General features: G+C 65.9%; 12 protein-coding genes. 1 reads left to right on the top strand and 11 read right to left on the bottom strand.

Going from position 1 to position 17,394, the window contains the following annotated elements; all coding sequences use genetic code 11:
- Nucleotides 1-4: 4 nt before the first annotated feature.
- Nucleotides 5-763, bottom strand: a complete 759-nt coding sequence (locus VEW47_11445; protein HYS05795.1) for a glycosyltransferase family 2 protein — start codon at nt 761-763, stop codon at nt 5-7.
- Between the two features lie 37 nt (nt 764-800).
- On the opposite strand from VEW47_11445, the gene VEW47_11450 reads away from it, so the two are divergent.
- Nucleotides 801-2,411 carry a tetratricopeptide repeat protein gene (locus tag VEW47_11450; protein ID HYS05796.1) on the top strand — a complete coding sequence of 537 codons (1,611 nt, stop codon included), beginning with the start codon at nt 801-803 and terminating at the stop codon, nt 2,409-2,411.
- Nucleotides 2,412-2,583: 172 nt separating this feature from the next.
- Here VEW47_11450 and VEW47_11455 read toward each other — a convergent pair whose 3' ends face one another.
- The 10 genes from VEW47_11455 to VEW47_11500 all read right to left on the bottom strand — a co-directional run bounded on the left by VEW47_11455 (nt 2,584) and on the right by VEW47_11500 (nt 17,300).
- Nucleotides 2,584-3,849 (bottom strand): hypothetical protein, encoded by a 1,266-nt coding sequence (locus VEW47_11455; protein ID HYS05797.1) that lies wholly within the window; start codon nt 3,847-3,849, stop codon nt 2,584-2,586.
- 39 nt (nt 3,850-3,888) lie between these two features.
- A complete protein-coding gene (locus tag VEW47_11460; protein HYS05798.1) occupies nt 3,889-4,674 on the bottom strand; it encodes a hypothetical protein in 786 nt (261 codons plus the stop codon).
- A 92-nt stretch (nt 4,675-4,766) separates the two neighbouring features.
- Nucleotides 4,767-5,324, bottom strand: coding sequence for an anti-sigma factor (locus VEW47_11465; GenBank protein HYS05799.1), 558 nt, complete (start codon nt 5,322-5,324; stop codon nt 4,767-4,769).
- Between the two features lie 69 nt (nt 5,325-5,393).
- On the bottom strand, nt 5,394-7,946 hold the full coding sequence (locus VEW47_11470; protein ID HYS05800.1) for a VCBS repeat-containing protein: 2,553 nt from the start codon (nt 7,944-7,946) through the stop codon (nt 5,394-5,396).
- Nucleotides 7,947-8,021: 75 nt separating this feature from the next.
- On the bottom strand, nt 8,022-9,815 hold the full coding sequence (locus tag VEW47_11475) for a thrombospondin type 3 repeat-containing protein (protein ID HYS05801.1): 1,794 nt from the start codon (nt 9,813-9,815) through the stop codon (nt 8,022-8,024).
- Nucleotides 9,816-10,068: 253 nt separating this feature from the next.
- Nucleotides 10,069-10,683: an RNA polymerase sigma factor gene (locus VEW47_11480; GenBank protein ID HYS05802.1), complete on the bottom strand. Its 615-nt coding sequence runs from the start codon at nt 10,681-10,683 to the stop codon at nt 10,069-10,071.
- Between the two features lie 16 nt (nt 10,684-10,699).
- Nucleotides 10,700-14,953, bottom strand: a complete 4,254-nt coding sequence (locus VEW47_11485) for a C25 family cysteine peptidase (protein ID HYS05803.1) — start codon at nt 14,951-14,953, stop codon at nt 10,700-10,702.
- A gap of 35 nt (nt 14,954-14,988) precedes the next feature.
- Nucleotides 14,989-16,095 carry a radical SAM protein gene (locus VEW47_11490; GenBank protein ID HYS05804.1) on the bottom strand — a complete coding sequence of 369 codons (1,107 nt, stop codon included), beginning with the start codon at nt 16,093-16,095 and terminating at the stop codon, nt 14,989-14,991.
- The gene (locus VEW47_11495) at nt 16,096-16,365 is read right to left on the bottom strand and encodes a PqqD family protein (GenBank protein ID HYS05805.1); all 270 of its coding nucleotides are present in this window, start codon (nt 16,363-16,365) and stop codon (nt 16,096-16,098) included.
- Nucleotides 16,362-17,300 (bottom strand): hypothetical protein, encoded by a 939-nt coding sequence (locus VEW47_11500; protein ID HYS05806.1) that lies wholly within the window; start codon nt 17,298-17,300, stop codon nt 16,362-16,364. Before VEW47_11500 ends, VEW47_11495 begins: the two co-directional genes overlap by 4 nt.
- Nucleotides 17,301-17,394: the final 94 nt, after the last annotated feature.

Here is a 17,394-nt window from a genome sequence, read left to right on the forward strand (position 1 = left end):
TGTATCATCGCAGACGTCTCCCCTCCCGGCTGAAGATACGCGGCCTGAGGAGGCCCAGACGGCTCAGGCGATACAGAAACGCCGTGCGCAGCACACCCAGGCCATAGCGCAGGCTCGAAACGAAACCGATCGAGGAGGCCTCCTTGAAGTACGCGCAGGGACTGCTCACCTCGCCGATCGAGAAGCCGAAATGGATCGTCTGGCACAGCATCTCGTTGTCGAACACGAAGCCGTCCGAATTCTCCAGGATCGGCAGGGTCTCGAGCACGCGCCTCGTGAAGGCGCGGAAGCCGGTGTGATACTCGGACAGCTTGCGCCCGAGAATGAAGTTCTGGACGAGCGTCAGGAGGCGGTTCCCGGCGTACTTGTAGAGCGGCATGCCCCCCTTCAGGGCGCCGCGCACCAGGATGCGCGAGCCGATCACCACGTCGAACATCCCCGATCGGAGCAGGGCCACCATCGACGGAATGAGCTTCGGAGGGTACTGGTAGTCCGGATGGAGCATGACGACGATGCCGGCGCCGCGGTCGAGCGCCGACTGGTAGCAGGTCTTCTGGTTCGCGCCGTAACCCCGGTTCTCGGGGTGGATGATGGTCGGTATGCCGAGCAGCCGCGCCACCTCGACCGTCCGATCGTGGCTGGCGTCGTCCACCAGGATCACCTCGTCGACGACGTCGCGCGGGATCTCGGCGCAGGTCCTCTGCAGCGTCCGCTCCGCGTTGTAGGCCGGCAGGACGACGACCACCCTGGGCGGCGCGCTCACCTGATCTCCATGGATGTGCGTGATATTCTAGCGCGTCATGGGACGGACCCGCTGGCTCCCGTTCGCCATCGTGAGCCTCCTGGCGGCCGCCCCGTACCTGGCGACCCCCGGCTTCGACTTCGTCTTCGACGACCGGCACCTGATCGTCCACAATCTCTTCCTGCGCGAAGCCACGAGCCCGTTCACCGCCTTCGCGCACCACTTATGGCACGGAACGCCGTACGGGGCCGCGTATTACCGGCCGCTCGTGGTGGTCTCCTTCGCCTTGAACGGTCTTTTGTCCGGCTGGGGTCCGGCCGGCTTCCACATGGTGAACGTCCTGCTGCACGCGGCCAACGCGGTGCTGCTGCTGGCCCTGACGCGACGCCTCGGCTGCCCCGGTCCGGCGGCCTTCTCCGCGGCGGCGCTGTTCGCCGTCCACCCGGTCGCGGCCTGGCCGGTCGCTTCGGTCGTGGCGCGCGTCGATCTCCTGCCGGCGTTCTTCATCCTGCTCGCGTGGCTGGAACTCTCGCGACCGAGCAGGAGGGCCGTCCTGGTCGGCCTGTTCTTCCTCGTGGCGCTCCTGTGCAAGGAGTCTTCGGCCGCCTTCCTGGCCGTCCCGGTCCTCGGACTGCGGCGGATGAAGGAGGAGACGCCCGAGAGACCCGATCGGCGGACCGGGCTGGCGCTGGGGTTGGCCGCGGCGCTCTACGTCCTCCTGAGGCGAAGCGCGGGACTCGGGATCCTGATCGGCCGAGACCTGATCGATCCCCTGATCAACCCCCTGAGCGCACTCCCCATCACATCCCGCATCCCCGCCGCGATGACGCTCAGCGGTCGCTACCTGCTCTACCTCCTTCTCCCGACCCGCTTCCACGATCCTTCGAACTACCTGGCCCCCGCGACCCTCCCCGGATCCGGCGACGTCCGCTTCGGACTGTCGCTGCTCGCCCTTCTGGTCGTGGGGTCGGCGGTCACCGTGCTGTCGCTCACGCGCGACAGGATCGCCATTCCGCTGGCCTTCGCGGCCGCCGCCTTTCTCCCCGCCTCCAACCTCATCGTCCCGATCGCCTCTCTGTATGCCCAGAACTTCCTCTACCTGCCGCTCCTTGGCCTGTCTGTCGCGCTTGGAATCATGCTGGGGAGAGTCTCGCCCGCGTGGATGCGCCCCTCTCCCATCAAGGTCGCGTGCGCCACGCTCGTGCTCACGATCCTCGGCATCGCGTCGTGGCGCGAGGCGGGGATCTGGCGCGACGAGGTGTCGCTGTTCAGCGCGCTGTCGGACAGGTTCCCGTATTACCCGCCGGTTCACAGCGCTCTCGGAGTGGCACTCCTGGATCGGGGACGGGCGCGGGAGGCGGTCGGTCCCCTCAGGGAGGCGCTGGCGCTCGCGGCGTCGAGCGTCGAGGCCCACTACAACCTGGGGGTGGCGCTGATCCTGCTTGACGAGAACAGAGACGGGCTGGAGGAGGCCCTCTCACACCTGAAGCTCGCCATCATGTTGCGGCCCCCGTTCGCGCCGGCCCATGCCCAGGCCGCCCGGGCGCTCCTCCTCATGGGACGGGATCGCGAGGCGGAGGTCGAAGCCCGCGAGGCGGTGCGGCTCGAGCCGGATCTCCTGCCCGACGTCGAGCGCTTCTTCAGGCAAAAAAAAACCACCGGGCCCTGAGGCCCGGTGGCGTTTTTCTCCGTTTTCAGAACCTTCAGCTGGCGACGGGTCCGATGGATCGGCAGGTATCGTCGGACTTGCCGCAACTCACTGCTCTCGCCTCGATCTTCTCCGTGTGGATGATCGCCGGCTTCTCATAGGCTTTTTTCATTAGTATCACGCTCCGTCGAATTTAGAAACTGGCCGGGTCCGAGAGAAGAGTGCCCGAGGTCAGCACCGATTCAATGTAGAGAACCTTGGCGCCCTTGAAGTTGCCCTTGGGGATCTGAACCGAGTAGCTGGCTCCCCCGCCCTCGACACCTTTCTTGTCGATCAGAGCGCTGTTCACCTTGATGCGGTTCTTGCCCCCCTGGGCATCGGCCAGGACGTTGAAGCCGACCAGGCCAAGCTCCCCTTCCGTGCGGAAGGAGATGGACACACTGTTGCCGCCTGCGTTGGCGCTCACCTGGACGGCGCGCGGGGAAGGAGCGTTCGGATCGCCTGCGGATCCCAGATCGAGATCACCGACCATGGCCGGCGTCTCCACGCCATTGACCATGCCGGTGGCGCCGAAGTGGGCGCACTGGCCTGCGGCCGGAGGCGGTGTCGGAACACAGAAGTCACCATTGCTGGCGAAATTCGGGTTGGCGACGGGGTCGATCGGGATGTTCGTCCACGCGCCCGTGCTCAGGACAGGGTCTGCTCCAGTGCAAGCCTTCGATGCATCCGCGGGAGTGTCTTTCCGGTACAGCTTTCCGCGGTTCAGAGGGAACAGGGTCGACGCTTGACAGGTCGGGGGGATGAAGCCATTGCCGCCCGTGACGCCCCAGGTCCCGGGGTCGCAATCGGTGTGGGCGCGCGGCACCGGCATGTTTCCGCACAATGTGCCGCCGGTGAAGCTGCGGAACGTGAGTCCCGCCTCGTTCGTGGTGCAGGAGATCGGACCGGCCGGGAACGTGTCGGGTTGCGCCAGGTCGAGTGCATACGCCCCCAGATCGAACGAATAGGGGACCGTCACGAAGAGTGACTTTCCTTTGGCGTCGACGACCTGGACGTAGTTGCGTCCTATATTCGCTGCCTGGGCTGGGTTAGGGCAGCCGGTGAAGCTGCCGCCTCCCCCCCAGTCGAACAGGATGGTCACGTTCCCGTCGTTGGGAGTCCCTGCATCCGGCTGGCACCCAGCCAGCTGACCGTTCGATGAACCCGCATCCGGACAAGCGATGAGCACCGAACCCGTGTTGCAGCTCGCCGCTCCATTGGGGCAGGTGGTGTCCGGCGCGACATTGCTCGATACGCCGAAGGCGAAGGCGCGAACCGGTTCCGTGCAGTTCGAGAACCAGCCGCCGAGAAGGTGCTGCAACGGCGTGGGGTTGACACAGGCCGCGAACACCGGCGTCACCATCACGGCGATTACCAGAACGCCCGCGAGGGCCGTGCTGCCGATCAGTGCTCTTTTCATAGTAAGGTTTCCCTCCAGAGGATTCCTGTACAAGGCCGATTAGAAGTGCGCCGGGATGGAAGAAAGAGGCGTGCAGACGCCGGCGCTGGTGCGACGGATCCTGACAGCCTCCCCCAGAACCAGATTGAGCGTCGAAGCGGCCGACGTGTTGCAGGTCACCGCCGGAGAGGCCGCTGTGCCGTTGATCGGGTCGACCCTCGCGACGGTCGCGCTCGGGCCGGCCGGCACGCCCGACTGCACGCAGAGATCCTGGGCGGTCACGGCCGTGGTGTGATACGGAACCGAGAACCAAGTCGCGCCGATGTTGGAGCTGGCGCCGGCGGTCACGTCGCCGCAGGTCGCGCTCGGAATCCGCCGCAGGAGCAACTGCAGGGACGGACTGTGCGAGCCGACGATGATCGCCGAAGAAGTGCCGGCGACGAAAGTGTTGTTCCTGATCCGGATGCCGAGATAGGGGGCCGCCACGCCGCCCGGAAGCTCGGCGACCGGCCGATCAGTCAGGTCGAGCTTGAGCGTGCCGCAGGCTGCGGTTCCACACGAGCAGAGCCGCGTGGCTCCGGTCTCGGGGTTGACCTGAAAAATGGAAGTGGAGACGTTCGGCAGGGCGAGCTGGGTGCAGACGTCCGCGAACGTGCTGTACGGCCGGTTGAACGGGATGCTGGTCCAGTTGTCGCCCGCGCCCGGCTTCGCCGCGTTGGGCGGATAGAACGCCTTGTTCATCTTGAAGCCCATGTTCGACGCGACCGCGGCACCCCCCGCCGCGAGGATGAGCACAACCGCGACAACGGCAGCCACCGTCGTCCGCGAAGGTTTGAATCTAATCATTCTCCGCCTCCTTTGATCATGAAATCCGGGCACAGTGCACTTACTTACCGTCATTCCCCTCTTTGTCAACAGAAAACTGCCGGAAACCTGCACTACTCGATACGATAGAACACGATAGGCGCGGCGTCCGAATCCCGGTCGACCCAGTTGTTCCCCTTGATGACGTGCGCTTCCGCGGAGCCGAAGGACCTCGGATTGTGGCTCTTGTAAACCGTGTAGGACGAACGGGATCCATCGCTCCAGGCGAGACGGACCGCTTGTCCATCCGTGGTCACGCGGATGCTCGATACCGGCTCGCTCCGGTTCCGCTGCTCGCGCTGGTGAATGACCGCCGGCAGAACCAGGAGGGCCAGGACGAGGGCCGCTCCAGTCGCGAGCGCGCCGGGTCTGATGGAGAAGGCCCATTCCGGCATGCTGTAGGACCAGCGACGGCCCCGAACCCGCACCGCCGCCTCCGTCGCCATCTTCCTGCGCAGAGAGTCCGGCAGGGCCATGTCCACCGTGGTTGCATCCCTCAGAACAGAAGCCACTTGGAGGAACCCTTCGAGCTCGGCGCGGCAGCTGTCGCAGGACGCCAGGTGAGCCTCGAACCCCGACCGATCCTCGGCAGACAGAGCCCCATCCAGGAACATCGACAACCCTCTATGCATGTCTTCGCAGTGAATCATGACTTCTATACCCTGCATCGCGCCTGTCCGTTCAACAGGGAGCGAAAATTTCTACGGGCAGCCCCCCGACGCCGGTACTCCCGGCTTCCCGGCAGGGACCGAGAGGGTGTAGCTCCCCGCCGCCCCGCCTACGGTCGACCGGACCAGGTAGAAATACGCGTCCCCGAGGGGGGGGCGTGACGAGTCCGGCAGGCTGGCCGTGTCGGTGTCGGTGAGATCGTTGGCCAGACAGGTCACGGGACCGAGGTTGTTGGACGTCGGCCCCTGGACGACGAGCCGGAGCTGACCGCGGATGACGTCGTAGGTCGCCCCCGCGACGACACCCCAGGTGAAGACAGAGGCGGTCTGGCCGATGAAATTCGTCGAGTTCAAGGGGTCGCCGGCGACGGTCATGTTCACCAGGACGGTTACGGTGTCGTTGAAGTTGTCGGCGATCGCGAGGTCCGGCTTCCCGTCCCCGTTGCAATCGCCGGCGCCGATCGCCACCGGGAGATCGCGTGTGCCGTAGTCACCCGCCTTGGTGAAATGCCCCTGGCCATCCCCCAGGAGAAGGGAGACGTTGTTGGCGTTGGAGTTGACCGCCGCGACGTCGAGCTTCCCGTCGAGGTTGAAATCGGCCAGGGCCAGGGCCGTGGGGGCCTGGCCGGCGGGACTGTCGATCGATGGAAAGGAGAACACACCGCCGCCATCTCCGAGGAGGGCGCTCACCGTGTTCGAGTCGCTGTTGGCGACGACCAGGTCGAGGAAGCCGTCCCCGTTCAGGTCGCCCCGCACGATGCCACGCGGTCCCAGGCCCACATAGAAGGTCCCCGGGATATCGACGATGCCGCCGGCTCCGTCGGACCTCGCGATCGCGATGACGTCGGTCGGATCGCGGGACGGACTCGGGCTGGAGGTCAGCGCATAATCGTCGAAAGCATCGAGGTTGAACCCGCCGATCGCCAACCCCTCGGGTATCTGCGTCGCTCCAGGGGTGCAGACGGCGGCGCCGAACGTCGTCCCCGAGACCCCGGTGCCGCGGCGGGAGCACAGGTCGCCGGAGGTCTCGCAGGCGATGGCGAAGTCTCGGTTGCCGTCCCCGTTCACGTCCCCGGTCGCGATCGCGATCGGATCGAGACAGCCGACCTGGTTCCCATTGGTCGTCGTGAAGTTGCCCGCGCAGTTCCCCTGAAGGTACGAGTAGGTTCCGTCGCCGTTGTTGGCCGTCACCAGGTCGAAGCAATTGTCGCGATTGAAGTCGGCCGTCACCATGGCGATGGGGGTGATCCCGGTATTATTGGCCGAGTTCACAGTGGTGAAGCCGCAAGCCCCGTCCCCCGTGACCAGGCTGATATTGTTCAGAAACTCGTTGGCGACGGCGATGTCGCGCTTGCCGTCGATGTTGAAATCGGCCACCCCGATCGCCGCCGGAAACGACCCGACCGGGAGCGGGATCCGCCCGGGAGCCAGGAAGGTGGCCGTGCCGATGCTCTGCGAGATCGACACCGTGTTCCCGGTGTTGCTCGACGTGGCCACGTCGGGATTCCCGTCCCGGTTGAAGTCCCCCACCGCCGCCGCGTTCGCGGCCGGTCCCACGAAGAGGGTGTTCAGGAGCGTGAATCCGCCCGTGCCGTTCCCGGTCATCAGGGCCAGCTGACCCTCCTGCGATACCTTGCCCAGGGTGACGAGCAGGTCGAGCTTGCCATCCTTGTTGATGTCCGCCGCCGCCAGACCGCGCGGCCCGAACCCGGGGGAGAGTGTCGTGGCAGCGTTGAAGCCCCCGGTGGTGTTGCCGAGAAAGAGCGAGACGGTGTCGGCCACCGAGTTGGCGGTGGCCAGATCCAGGCGGGTGTCGGCGTTGAAATCGGCCGCGATGAGCGACAGCGGACCCGAGCCGGTCGTGAGCGTGCTGGAAAGAGAGAACAGGCCGGTCCCGTCGCCGCGGAAGATCTGCACCGTGCTCGGCGTGTTGTTGACCACCGCCAGGTCCAGCTTCCCGTCCTTGTTCCAGTCACCGGCGATGACCTGCTTCGACGCAGCCCCGACGGCGAAGGTCTGCCGGGTGGTCGGGAAGCGCCCGGACAGGTCGCCGAGGAGGATCACCAGGTTCCCCTGCGCCCCGTTCAGGACCGCGACGTCCGGTTTGAGATCGCCGTTCCAGTCGCCGACCGCCACGCCGTTCGGTGTCCCGACGACCAGCGTCGAAAGCCGCGCTCCGAAGCCGCCGGTACCGTTGCCGAGATGCACCGACACGTCCTGGCTGGTAAGGCTGGACACCACGATGTCCGGGATGCCGTCGTTGTTGACGTCGCTGTAGACCATGCTCGTCGGCAGGATCCCCGTGAGGAAAGAGGACACCTTCCGGAACGTTCCGTCTCCGAAGCCCTTGACCAGGGCGATGTCCCCCCTCCCCGCGGTCTGCTGGTTGACCGTGATCAGGTCGAGTAAGCCGTCTCCGTCATAGTCCGTCGTGACAACACCCACGGGATGGTCCCCGACGATGTAGTCCCGGCGCGATTTGAGCGACGACTGCGCCAGAACGGGGGATGCCATGAGCACCATGAGAAGGGCACCGGACAGGACGAGCGGACTCCGGCGGGTCCGGATGCAACGATTGGCTGACATGCGCGGCGCCTCAGAAAAGAAACCCCGGTCCCGCTCCTTGCGGGGCGGGACCGGGGTGCATGGGACAGTTAAGACTTACTGTCTGACAGCCGGCCCGCAGACCTGGACGTTCCCGTTGACCCGCAGCATCTCGACGAAGATGTTGTGGCCGCTCTTGTGCTTCGGGACCGGCTGACTGTAGAGGTTGCCGACACCCGTGACGCACTCGAAGCAACGGATGAGGGAGGGGTTGAGTTGTGTCCTGTTCCCCTTCGAATCGAGCTCGACGATGTTGAAGCCGATCAGATCGATCTCGCGGGTCGTGTCCCAGAAGACCGTGCCGGACCCCTTGCCGAGCGGGCTCGAGAAGGAGATCGCCACGTTCTCGCAGACTTGCGCGCAGACCTGCGGGTTCTGGTCGCAGTTCGGGATCGTCGGGCAGTTGTCGCAGACGTCGCCCTGACAGTCGAGATCCATGTTTTCCTGGCCTGGATTCGGAATGCCCGCGCAGTTGTCGCAGGCGTCTCCGATCCCGTCATGATCGGTGTCGGCCTGGTTGGTGTTCGAGACGTTCCTGCAGTTGTCGCAGACATCGCCCACTCCGTCGGTGTCGACATCCTCCTGGAACGGATTGGAGCTCTGGGGGCAGTTGTCGCAGGCATCCCCCTTGGTGTCGCCGTCCGTGTCCGTCTGCAGATCGTTGCCGACGCCCGGGCAGTTGTCGCAGGCGTCGCCGAACATGTCGCCGTCGGCGTTCGCCTGGTTGGCGTTCTGGACCGTCGCGCAGTTGTCGCAGGCATCGCCCACGCCGTCCAGGTCCCCGTCCTTCTGGTCCTGGTTCGAGACTGTGCGGCAGTTGTCGCAGGCGTCGCCGACATGATCGCCGTCGGTGTCGAGCTGGTTCGGGTTCGAGACGCACCTGCAGTTGTCGAACGTGTCCGGAACGCCGTCACTGTCACAATCGCCGCCCGCCACCTTGGCCGGAGCAGAGACCGTCTGCACCACCTGCCCGCCGATGACGAGACCGATGGCCAGGTAGGAGCAGTTGATTCCGGCCGGGTCGACCGGCAGGACCTTGACGCTGGCGTTGAGCGGGCCGATGGCCGGCACGTTGGCCACCATGGTCCCCCAGCTGGTCGTAGCCATGTCGGGTGCCGTGCCGCAGAGTCCGTCCAGACGGTAGATGTTGTAGCTCTCGAGCCTCGGACGCGTGGACCCCGCGGGGCAGGTCGCGAATACCGCCTGCGAGTTGGGGTTGCAATCGTCGAAAGTCGGGCCGGCCGACGGCGGGAACCAGGCGATCGCCGCCTGGGCCGTGCCGTCGGCGTTCGGCGTGAGTCCCGTGATCGTGGGGCTGGGGATCGGCGTCAGCGCCAGCGGGCTGGGGGTGAACCCGTTCAGGGGGTGGGCCAGGTCGAACGCGAACCCGCCCAGGTCGAAGCTGTTGCCCACGGTCAGAGAGATGTAAGAGCTTACCCCGGCCGGGGACACCGACGTGACGAACAGCACGTTCGGAGCATCGCCATCATGCAGGTCGCCCGAAACCAGACTCAGGGGACAGCCCACGTTCCCCGGGAACTGCCAGTCGCCGCTGATGGTGATGTTTCCGTCCCCAGCGCTCCCGGCCTCGTTGAGACAGAATTTACCCGTCGTGGGGTCGATGCCGGCGGCCTTGCAGATAATGGAGGCCGTGCCGCTGTTGATCTCCGGGTGTCCCATCACGAACGCCCGTGCGTTGACCGTATCCTCGTTGACGCCGATCAGGAAGCCGCCAAGATAATACTGATACGGAATCGAATTGGCGGGACAGTCCGCATAGGCGGCCGGCGCCACCAGCAGAACGGCGAGCACTGCCGCAACAACCAGCAACGAATTAAGGAATGTTTTCATCCCTCTCCCCCTTGGAAGGCTCATGACCGAGTTCGCCAACAGCAACCCGGGCCAGGTTGCCGATCGGCGTCTCCTTGTACCCTGACGTGTGATTTGATGGCAGATACTCCTACCCGCACTATCCCTACATACCGCGAAATAACGCAATGTCAACGGTAAATTTGCCCTCCGCCGGTGCAATCCCCGTCCTGCAGACGTCTCCAGATCCTACCGTTTGGTTCTAATACCCGAAAAACAGCGCACGCGTTCAACACTATTTGGGATTGACCGAGTCCCGGAGCTTGCGGCGCGCCAGCATGCAGTGCCGCCTGACGGTGATCCGGGACAGTCCGAGGATTCGCCCGATGTCTTCGGTGGGGACCTGCTGCAAGTCTCTCAGGACAAAAACGATTCTCTCCCGCCGGCTGAGGCGGTCGAGAGCCGACAGGGCCTTGCGGAGGAGGTCGGCCGACTGGACCCGCTGCTCGATCGGCACGCCAGGCTCGCGCACCCCCTCGGTGCGCTCCCGGCCGGCGTCCTCCATCGAGACCGTCCATTTCGGGCGCATCAGGCGGAGGTGGTCGTACACCGTGTTGACGGCGATACGGTAGAGCCAGCGGTAGAACGATTCGCCGGAACGGAACCGATGGATGTATCGGAACACCTTCACGAAGGTGTCCTGGCAGGCGTCCAGGGCCTCGTCGGCGTGCAAGCCCATCTGAACGCCGATGGAGATGACGCGGCGCTCGTACAGACGCATCAGGTCGTCGAAGGCGGCGGCCTCTCCCCCCTTGGCGCGCTCGACGAGGGCCGCGATCTGGGGCGACTCACCTTCGGCCTGCGTCGTCCCGACGCCTTCCGTGAACGTCCTTGGCTTCGTGCTGTCCACGACCGACACGTAGCTCCTAAAAGGGGCTCAGGTTGCCCCGGTTGTCCACGGCGATGACTGAGTAGTACTGCTTACCGCTCGGCAGGGTCAAATTTACCGTCAAGCCCCGTACGTTGTCCACGAGTAATGTGGACGGACCGATCGATCCGCGCGAGAACGGCAGGGAGGAGGCGTGGATCTGATAGTGATCGATGATGGTCGCGAGCCCCGAAACGTCGGTCGTGACGGCCGGCCAGGCGAGACTTATCATCCCCGCGGACCGGGTTACGGCCAGTGTCTCGATGCCGTTCGGCAGCTCCCGACCCGCGCCCGACACGAGGCCGCTGAGATCGGTGGCGGTCACCACGTAGTAGAAGTTAGTCGGTCCCGGTGCCCCCGCCCCGGCGTCGGTATACGTGATGATCGACCCATCGTTGATGACGGCCAGGGGTGTGGACAGGAACGGCATGAAGCCGGGTGCCGTGCCGCGGTAGACGGTGTACTTGACCACCGTGGTCGAACGGCCGTAGATGTCGACCAGCGGCCGGCTCCAGGTCAGGATGAGATTGCTGCCCGACCGGCTCAGAACGAGGTCGGTGATCTCACGCGGCGGAGCGATCCCCTCGAACAGGAGCGGCACCGCGGAGACCTCTCCCGACGGGGCGCTCTCGTGCCCCGAGGTATTGGTCGCGCTCAGTGCCAGGTAATACCGGACCCCGTTCGTCAAACCTGAAAGGAGAGCGCTTGAGGCTGCCTCCCCGAAGGCAATCTTGCTGGGATATTGCCCTGACTGAATACCATAGTAGAGCGTGTATCCTTTTATATCGCTCTCCGGATTGGCCAGCCACGCCACGTTCAGCCTTCCGCCGGACCCGGGGTCGGTCGCGGTCAGCCCTGTCGGAACCGACGGAGGGTTCGGGTTCAGAGGACGTGCGCTCACACAGTCCGGTCCCGTGTCGCAATCGCTGTTGAAGTTCGAGGCCCTCCCCTCGAACCCCTGCGTGTCAAATGAGACAAGGTAGTAATAGTAGGTCGTGGCGTTGGCGACCGTTCGATCGACGCACGAGGCGCCGGTGATCGGATCGCAGGCGACAGCACCGTACGGCCCCGCGGCCGAGGTGGAGCGGTAGACGCGGTAGCCGGCGGCCGGGGGCGCCGGCGCTGTCCAGCCGAGCTGCACGGTGGCGTTCCCCGCCGACGCGACCAGGCTCGTGGGCGGGGGCGGCGCGGGGGTCGCCAGGAGCGTGGCCGGATCTCCGAGAAGGGTGTAGCTCTGCAGATCCGGAAGATCCCCCTTCGCCCAGAGTCCAGCGCGCAGATCGTCCGCGACGACGCCGACGAGCCTCTCCTCCCTGTTCCCGAACAGGGGATCGAAAAAGGAGTCGAGCAGAGGTGTTGCCACCAGGACGCTCGAGAGACCGGAAGGAGCCAGCGAGGCGATCGTTCCTCCGACCGGATTGTTCGTCATCCCCTCGCCAACCGATCCTTCCGGGAGGTAGAAATGGAAGCCTCCCGTGAGGCAGTTCACGGTGACCATGAAAGGAAGCGGGCCGCCGTTGGTCAGCCGGCTCGCATCCTGGGTGGTGAACAGGGGGAAGCGCGCCCCCCAGGTATTGAAGTCCCCATGACCGACGTAGGTCACGATCGCCGCCCCGCCCGAGAGCGCGGTAGTGAAATCGCGCTTGAATCCGGCTGCATCGGTGCCGTTGTAGGGCGGCTCCGCGAAATAGAGCGGCGGGCTGGGTGTGCTGTACGGAGCGGTCGAGAAGAACCTCGAGGCGATCTGATTGTCGACCCCCTCGAATTCCGCCGTCTCGGGGTCATCGTTTCCGTCGCTGGCGAGTAGGAGCGCGCGTCCCTTCCAGAGACCGGGCGGGGGGGAGGCCTCGTACTGCCGGATCTTGTCGAACACGGCCGCCGAGTCGATCGCGGTGCGGGTCGAGATCCGGCCCAGGTGGATATCGGGCAGCGGGTCGCCGCCCCGGAACGCCGCCAGCCAGTTGTCGCTGCTGTAGTAGCCGAGAATGGCGTTGCTGAGGAACATCATCGGAGTCGGGACCTGGTCCACCCATCCGGGCATCGCCGTGAGCGTGTGCTTGTAGTCCGGCGTCGCGTCCCCCACCAGCAGGACGAAGGAGGGGGGCGGCTCGACTCCGCTCGTTCCCTTCCAGTTGTCGAAGGCGTATGCGAGGAAGGACCGGATGGCGTTCGCGTCCCTCAGGCCGTAGCTGAACTCGTCGTAGATCTGACTCATGTACACGACCCTGGAGGTCAGCTCCTGGTGCTGCAGCCGGTAGTCGAGGAGCGCCTGCAGCGAACCTGTCGGCGAGGCGTCGATCGTCTCCGGCGTGCCGATGACCAGGATGTCGGCGGAGTTCGTGGGATCCTTGAGAACGGGGGCGGGGGCGGTTTGTATCGACAGGGGATGCAGGAACCCCTGCGGTCCAACCACGATGAACGCCCGCGTGGCCGGTGCGCCCGGGCTCGCATCGCGCGGCAACTCGAAGGTGCACGTGACCGGGGGCGCGCCGCTCACCGAGGCGTTGGTGATGCGGACGGGGCTGGCCTCGGCCGAGCCGGACAGCGACCGGGTCACTTCATAGACGGCCGGGGGAGGGCCGCTGAATCCGCGTACGTTGAACCGGACGTCCTGGTTCGGGTAATTGAACGGCAGCGCATCCGCGACGGAGTCGAAGGAGCGGCGGTACTTGATGGTGATGCTGTCGAGATACTGCTGATCGACGCTCACGCCCGCCTGCACCTGCGCCGCCACGTGGATCGTCGTCGGATTGGTCAGGATCGACGGCGAGACCGGGAAGTTCGTGCTGAAGATGGTCTCTCCGTCCCAGAGAAAATCGCGCGCGCCGCCGAGGTCACCGTTGAGCCAGAAGCGGGTGTCGTGGTCGAAGGGCACGCCCGCCACGCTCGTTCCGCCGCGGACCCTCAGGGTCACCAAAGGTGCCAGGGTCGTCGTCGCCAGCCCCGGCAGGGGCAGCGTCAGGTCGCGCTGGGCCTGGGCTCCGCCGGCGATGAGCGAAGGCATCGAGAAGAACGGGTCGGCCGCATCGAGCGGGATGTAGATGTTGTTCTCGTCCCACACCCCCGCCTGCTCGAAATCGGTCGCCGCCGTGTAACCGGCGAGCGGCGCCCCGCTCGTCTCGGTAATCCTCAGATGCGATCCGGCCGTTCCTCCCGCGGTGAGCCAGTAGACCTGCGTGTCGGTGAAATCGTTCGCCTCGTAGACCGTGGGGAAGCCGGCCTGCAGAAAGTTCACGGACGTCGGCGGCCCCCCCTTGGGCCGTCCGTAGAAATCGAGGGTGTCTCCCGGATCGAAGTGCCCGTCGGCCTCCCCCGGCCCGCCCGAGGAGGAACGGATCGAGATCGGAACCTCGACCCCTTCGGCGCTGAGGACCCAGGTCCCCGGATCGGGGTAGAGGGCGAGGAGATCGGGCGCGCTCGATTGCAGATCGCTGTAGGAGAGGCGGTAGATCCCCTCGCTGGACGCGCTGATCTTGTAGCGCGGCGCTCCCGGAGCGGCGGCGGCCGCGAGGAGGTCCTGCGCCGGGGTCGCCAGGGATTGGACGGCGACGTCCCCGCTCCGCGTTGTCGCGCGGAACAGCTTCCCCTGCTCGTAGTTCACCAGGGCCCGCTTGTAGGTTTCCTCGAAATAGGGGTCCGGCCTGAAGCGGCGGAGCGGTTCGGCGGACAGCGTCCCGGGCCCCTCCTTGAAGACGATTTCGGCGCGCACCTCGGGGTAGTAGCGGACCTGGCGGGTGACCGGGTTGTACTGCAGCGGCGCCTGGATGACCTCGACGAAGCGCTGCTCGCGCAGGTAGCCTATCGAGCCGAGCCGCACCGCCTCGCCGGGAAAGTCGGCGTCCCGGCCGAAGACGCGCGCGTCTTCCGAGTACACCGCGTCGCGCCTCTCGTCCTCGGCCCGGCCCGTGCGCTTCTGGACATGCGCGCGCGGCGCCGGGGCCAGCCGCAGCCGTCCGACTTCGTGGCGGAGGACCGAGGTGACGCGCAGCTCGGGGACGCTCCCCTCGGGGATCGCCACCCGGACGATTTTCAGCGGCAGCATCGGCTCGCCCGGCCGCGCGGACGCCCCGAACCCCTCGATCGAGGGGACGAGCATCTCCTGTCCCTCGAGCGGGGTGAATCGCGGTTCCGCGGCCTCGAGCACGAGGGAGGTCGAGCCGACAACACCCGGAGGGGCGCCTTTGCCCGGGGAGGCCAGGGCGGCGAGCGACAGCAGGAAAGGGGTCAGCCTTCGGAGGATCCGGAACTTCATAGGCGGCCGGTACGGGACCCGGCCATCACCTCTCGTCACATGCTGCACTTGCTCAGGATGCCCCCCTCATCCTCGAGCGTTTCCCCCGTTTTCGCCTTGTGGGCCTCGTAAGCCTTCATCCTGAACTCGGCGTTCTTCGCCGCCTGCGGGTAGTACGTCAACGGGTCGCCGGTCTGCAGATCGGCCACACCGAGACAGAAGTTGCAGAACCCGCCGGACTGCCCCGACTGCTGCATCGTCCGGAGCTTGTCCGCCATCTCGACGGCGGCGCGCCGCACGTCGATCAGGACCGGCGAGCTGTGCCAGATCTCCTTCAGCGAGGCGACCTCCTTGATGTTGGCGACCTTGCGCCGCCACTGCACGCAGGGATAGATGTTGCCGTACGGATCGATGGCGAACGAGGAGCGACCGGTGCCGCACACCGCCTCGCCCGGCTGCTCCTTGCGCGGGATCGGCACAGGATCGATCCGCGCCGCGGCGTAGGCCGGGTCGGACCAGAAGCGCCTCAGGAAATCGTCCGTCGCCATCAGGCTGAGAGGGTCCTTGTCGCCGTCGTCGCGCGGCGTGATGACCGGGTCGAAGATGATCATCACTCCCAGCTCCGTCGCCAGGCGGCGCATGTCGAGCACCTCCTCCTGGTTGTCGCGGGTGATGGGACATTTCAGGTTGACCTTGATCCCCTGGGCGCGCAGGTGCTTGACCGCGTTGATCACGCGCTGCAGGGAGCCGGGCACGCAGGTCAGCTTCTCGTGCGTCTCCGGACGCGCGCCGTGGATGCTGATCTCGATCTCGATCGGATTGGCGATCTCGCGGATCCTCTTCGCCATCGGCTCGTCGATGAGGAAGGCGTTCGTGTAGATCCGCAGGGCGAACCCGAGATCGCGCGCCTTCCTGGCGATCTCGAAGAAGTCGCGGCGCACCAGCGGCTCGCCGCCGGTCAGCGTCAGATAGAGGATGTTGAAGTCGGCCAGCTTCTGCAGCGCCTCGAACACTTCCTGTGTCGTCATCTCCTTCTGGCCGGTCGGGCTGTTGTAGCAGAAGGAACAGGCGTGGTTGCAGACGAAGGTCAGCTCGAGCAGGGCCGACATCGGCACGGCCCGGCTCCAGTTACGGACGGTCAGATCCTCCAGGGCGTTGGCCATTCAGATCACCATCCCGTGAGCGCGCAGCGATTGAAGGAACTCGAGGACGTCGCGGCGCGCCACTTCGGGCGTGGTGTCGCACTGTTCCACCACCTCGTCGATGAGCTGCGCCACGGTGCGGGTGCCGTCGATGTGGTCCCACACCAGACTGCCGATCTCGTTGAGGACGTTCACCTCGGCCTGCTCCGGCAGGACGATCGTCGCCTGTCCGTCGTAGATCCGGTAGGCCGAGTTCGGGTTCTTCCGTGGAACCATCGCGAGGTCGGTCATCGCGCCGTCCCCTCGATGACCGTCCAAAACGACGGGTCCTTGCGGAACCACAGGCGGTACGCCGGAACGGTCGCGAGCAGCCGATCGATCACCTCCAGCGCCCGGCCGGACTGCCGCGTCTCCTGCATCACGAACGGAAGGCTCGCCGACACCTCGGCCAGTGCGCGCGCACCGGTGAGAGGCTCGCGCTTCACCTCGAGGCTCTGGACCAGACTGTTGAGCGAGGCGATCGGGAACGAGTCGCGGCTGTCGGGCACCCGGTGGTGGGCCATCCCGAACGGAATCCCGGCCGCTTCGAAGCCGCCGCCGTTCCTGACGATAAGCGACAGGTCGTCGCTCAGGACGACGTCCTCGGGGGACAGATGGGTCACGGTCGTCTTGCCACGCCCCGAAGGGCCGAAGAAAAGATGGGCCGCGCCATCCCGCACGACACCCGAAGCATGCAGCAGCAGTCCGCCGCGCTCGAGGATGTAGAAGGCGGTCACGACGCGCAGGAAATTCTCCAGGCCTCGATCGAACTGCGCGCCGCGCTCTTCGACGAGCGCCAGAATCGCGCGCCCCTCCGAGGGATCGAGCCGTCCGGCGAACTCGTACGCCCACAGCGCGAGGCTCTCGCCGGTCCGCCGGGTCTCCAGACGGTAGGTCTCGTCCGACCCGTCGCGCCGCGTATTCAGAAAACGATCCACGCCGGCCGGATACAGGACGATGTGGACGTCCGGCCGCGCGGCGGTTTCGACGACGAAGGGCCTGAAGCGCCGGGCGAGATCGTCCGCCTGGCGCTCGGACAGCCCGTCGAGAGACATCTCCAACGGACCGAACCCGAGCGCGACCGAGGAGGAGCCGAACGACCGCCTCAGCCGGCTGAAGTACCGGTCATCGGGAGCGAAATCGGTCTGGACGCCAGTCTGCTCCCCCGCTGTCTCTGTAGATAGCACGATGCCGCCTGCCCCCTGTCTGAGCTCTGTCCGGAGTGTCGCAAAGGCTTTGAGGACGCGCAAAATATACCGTGATCGGGGCAGCCTGTCCAAA

The sequence above is a fragment of the Candidatus Dormiibacterota bacterium genome (assembly GCA_035635555.1).
GTDB lineage: Bacteria > Acidobacteriota > Polarisedimenticolia > Gp22-AA2 > Gp22-AA2 > Gp22-AA3.

Coding starts and splice junctions, on each gene's coding strand:
- VEW47_11450 (HYS05796.1), top strand. CDS start 801: ATGGGACGGACCCGCTGGCTCCCGTTCGCCATCGTGAGCCTCCTGGCG.
- VEW47_11455 (HYS05797.1), bottom strand. CDS start 3,849: ATGAAAAGAGCACTGATCGGCAGCACGGCCCTCGCGGGCGTTCTGGTA.
- VEW47_11460 (HYS05798.1), bottom strand. CDS start 4,674: ATGATTAGATTCAAACCTTCGCGGACGACGGTGGCTGCCGTTGTCGCG.
- VEW47_11465 (HYS05799.1), bottom strand. CDS start 5,324: ATGCATAGAGGGTTGTCGATGTTCCTGGATGGGGCTCTGTCTGCCGAG.
- VEW47_11470 (HYS05800.1), bottom strand. CDS start 7,946: ATGTCAGCCAATCGTTGCATCCGGACCCGCCGGAGTCCGCTCGTCCTG.
- VEW47_11475 (HYS05801.1), bottom strand. CDS start 9,815: ATGAAAACATTCCTTAATTCGTTGCTGGTTGTTGCGGCAGTGCTCGCC.
- VEW47_11485 (HYS05803.1), bottom strand. CDS start 14,953: ATGAAGTTCCGGATCCTCCGAAGGCTGACCCCTTTCCTGCTGTCGCTC.
- VEW47_11490 (HYS05804.1), bottom strand. CDS start 16,095: ATGGCCAACGCCCTGGAGGATCTGACCGTCCGTAACTGGAGCCGGGCC.
- VEW47_11495 (HYS05805.1), bottom strand. CDS start 16,365: ATGACCGACCTCGCGATGGTTCCACGGAAGAACCCGAACTCGGCCTAC.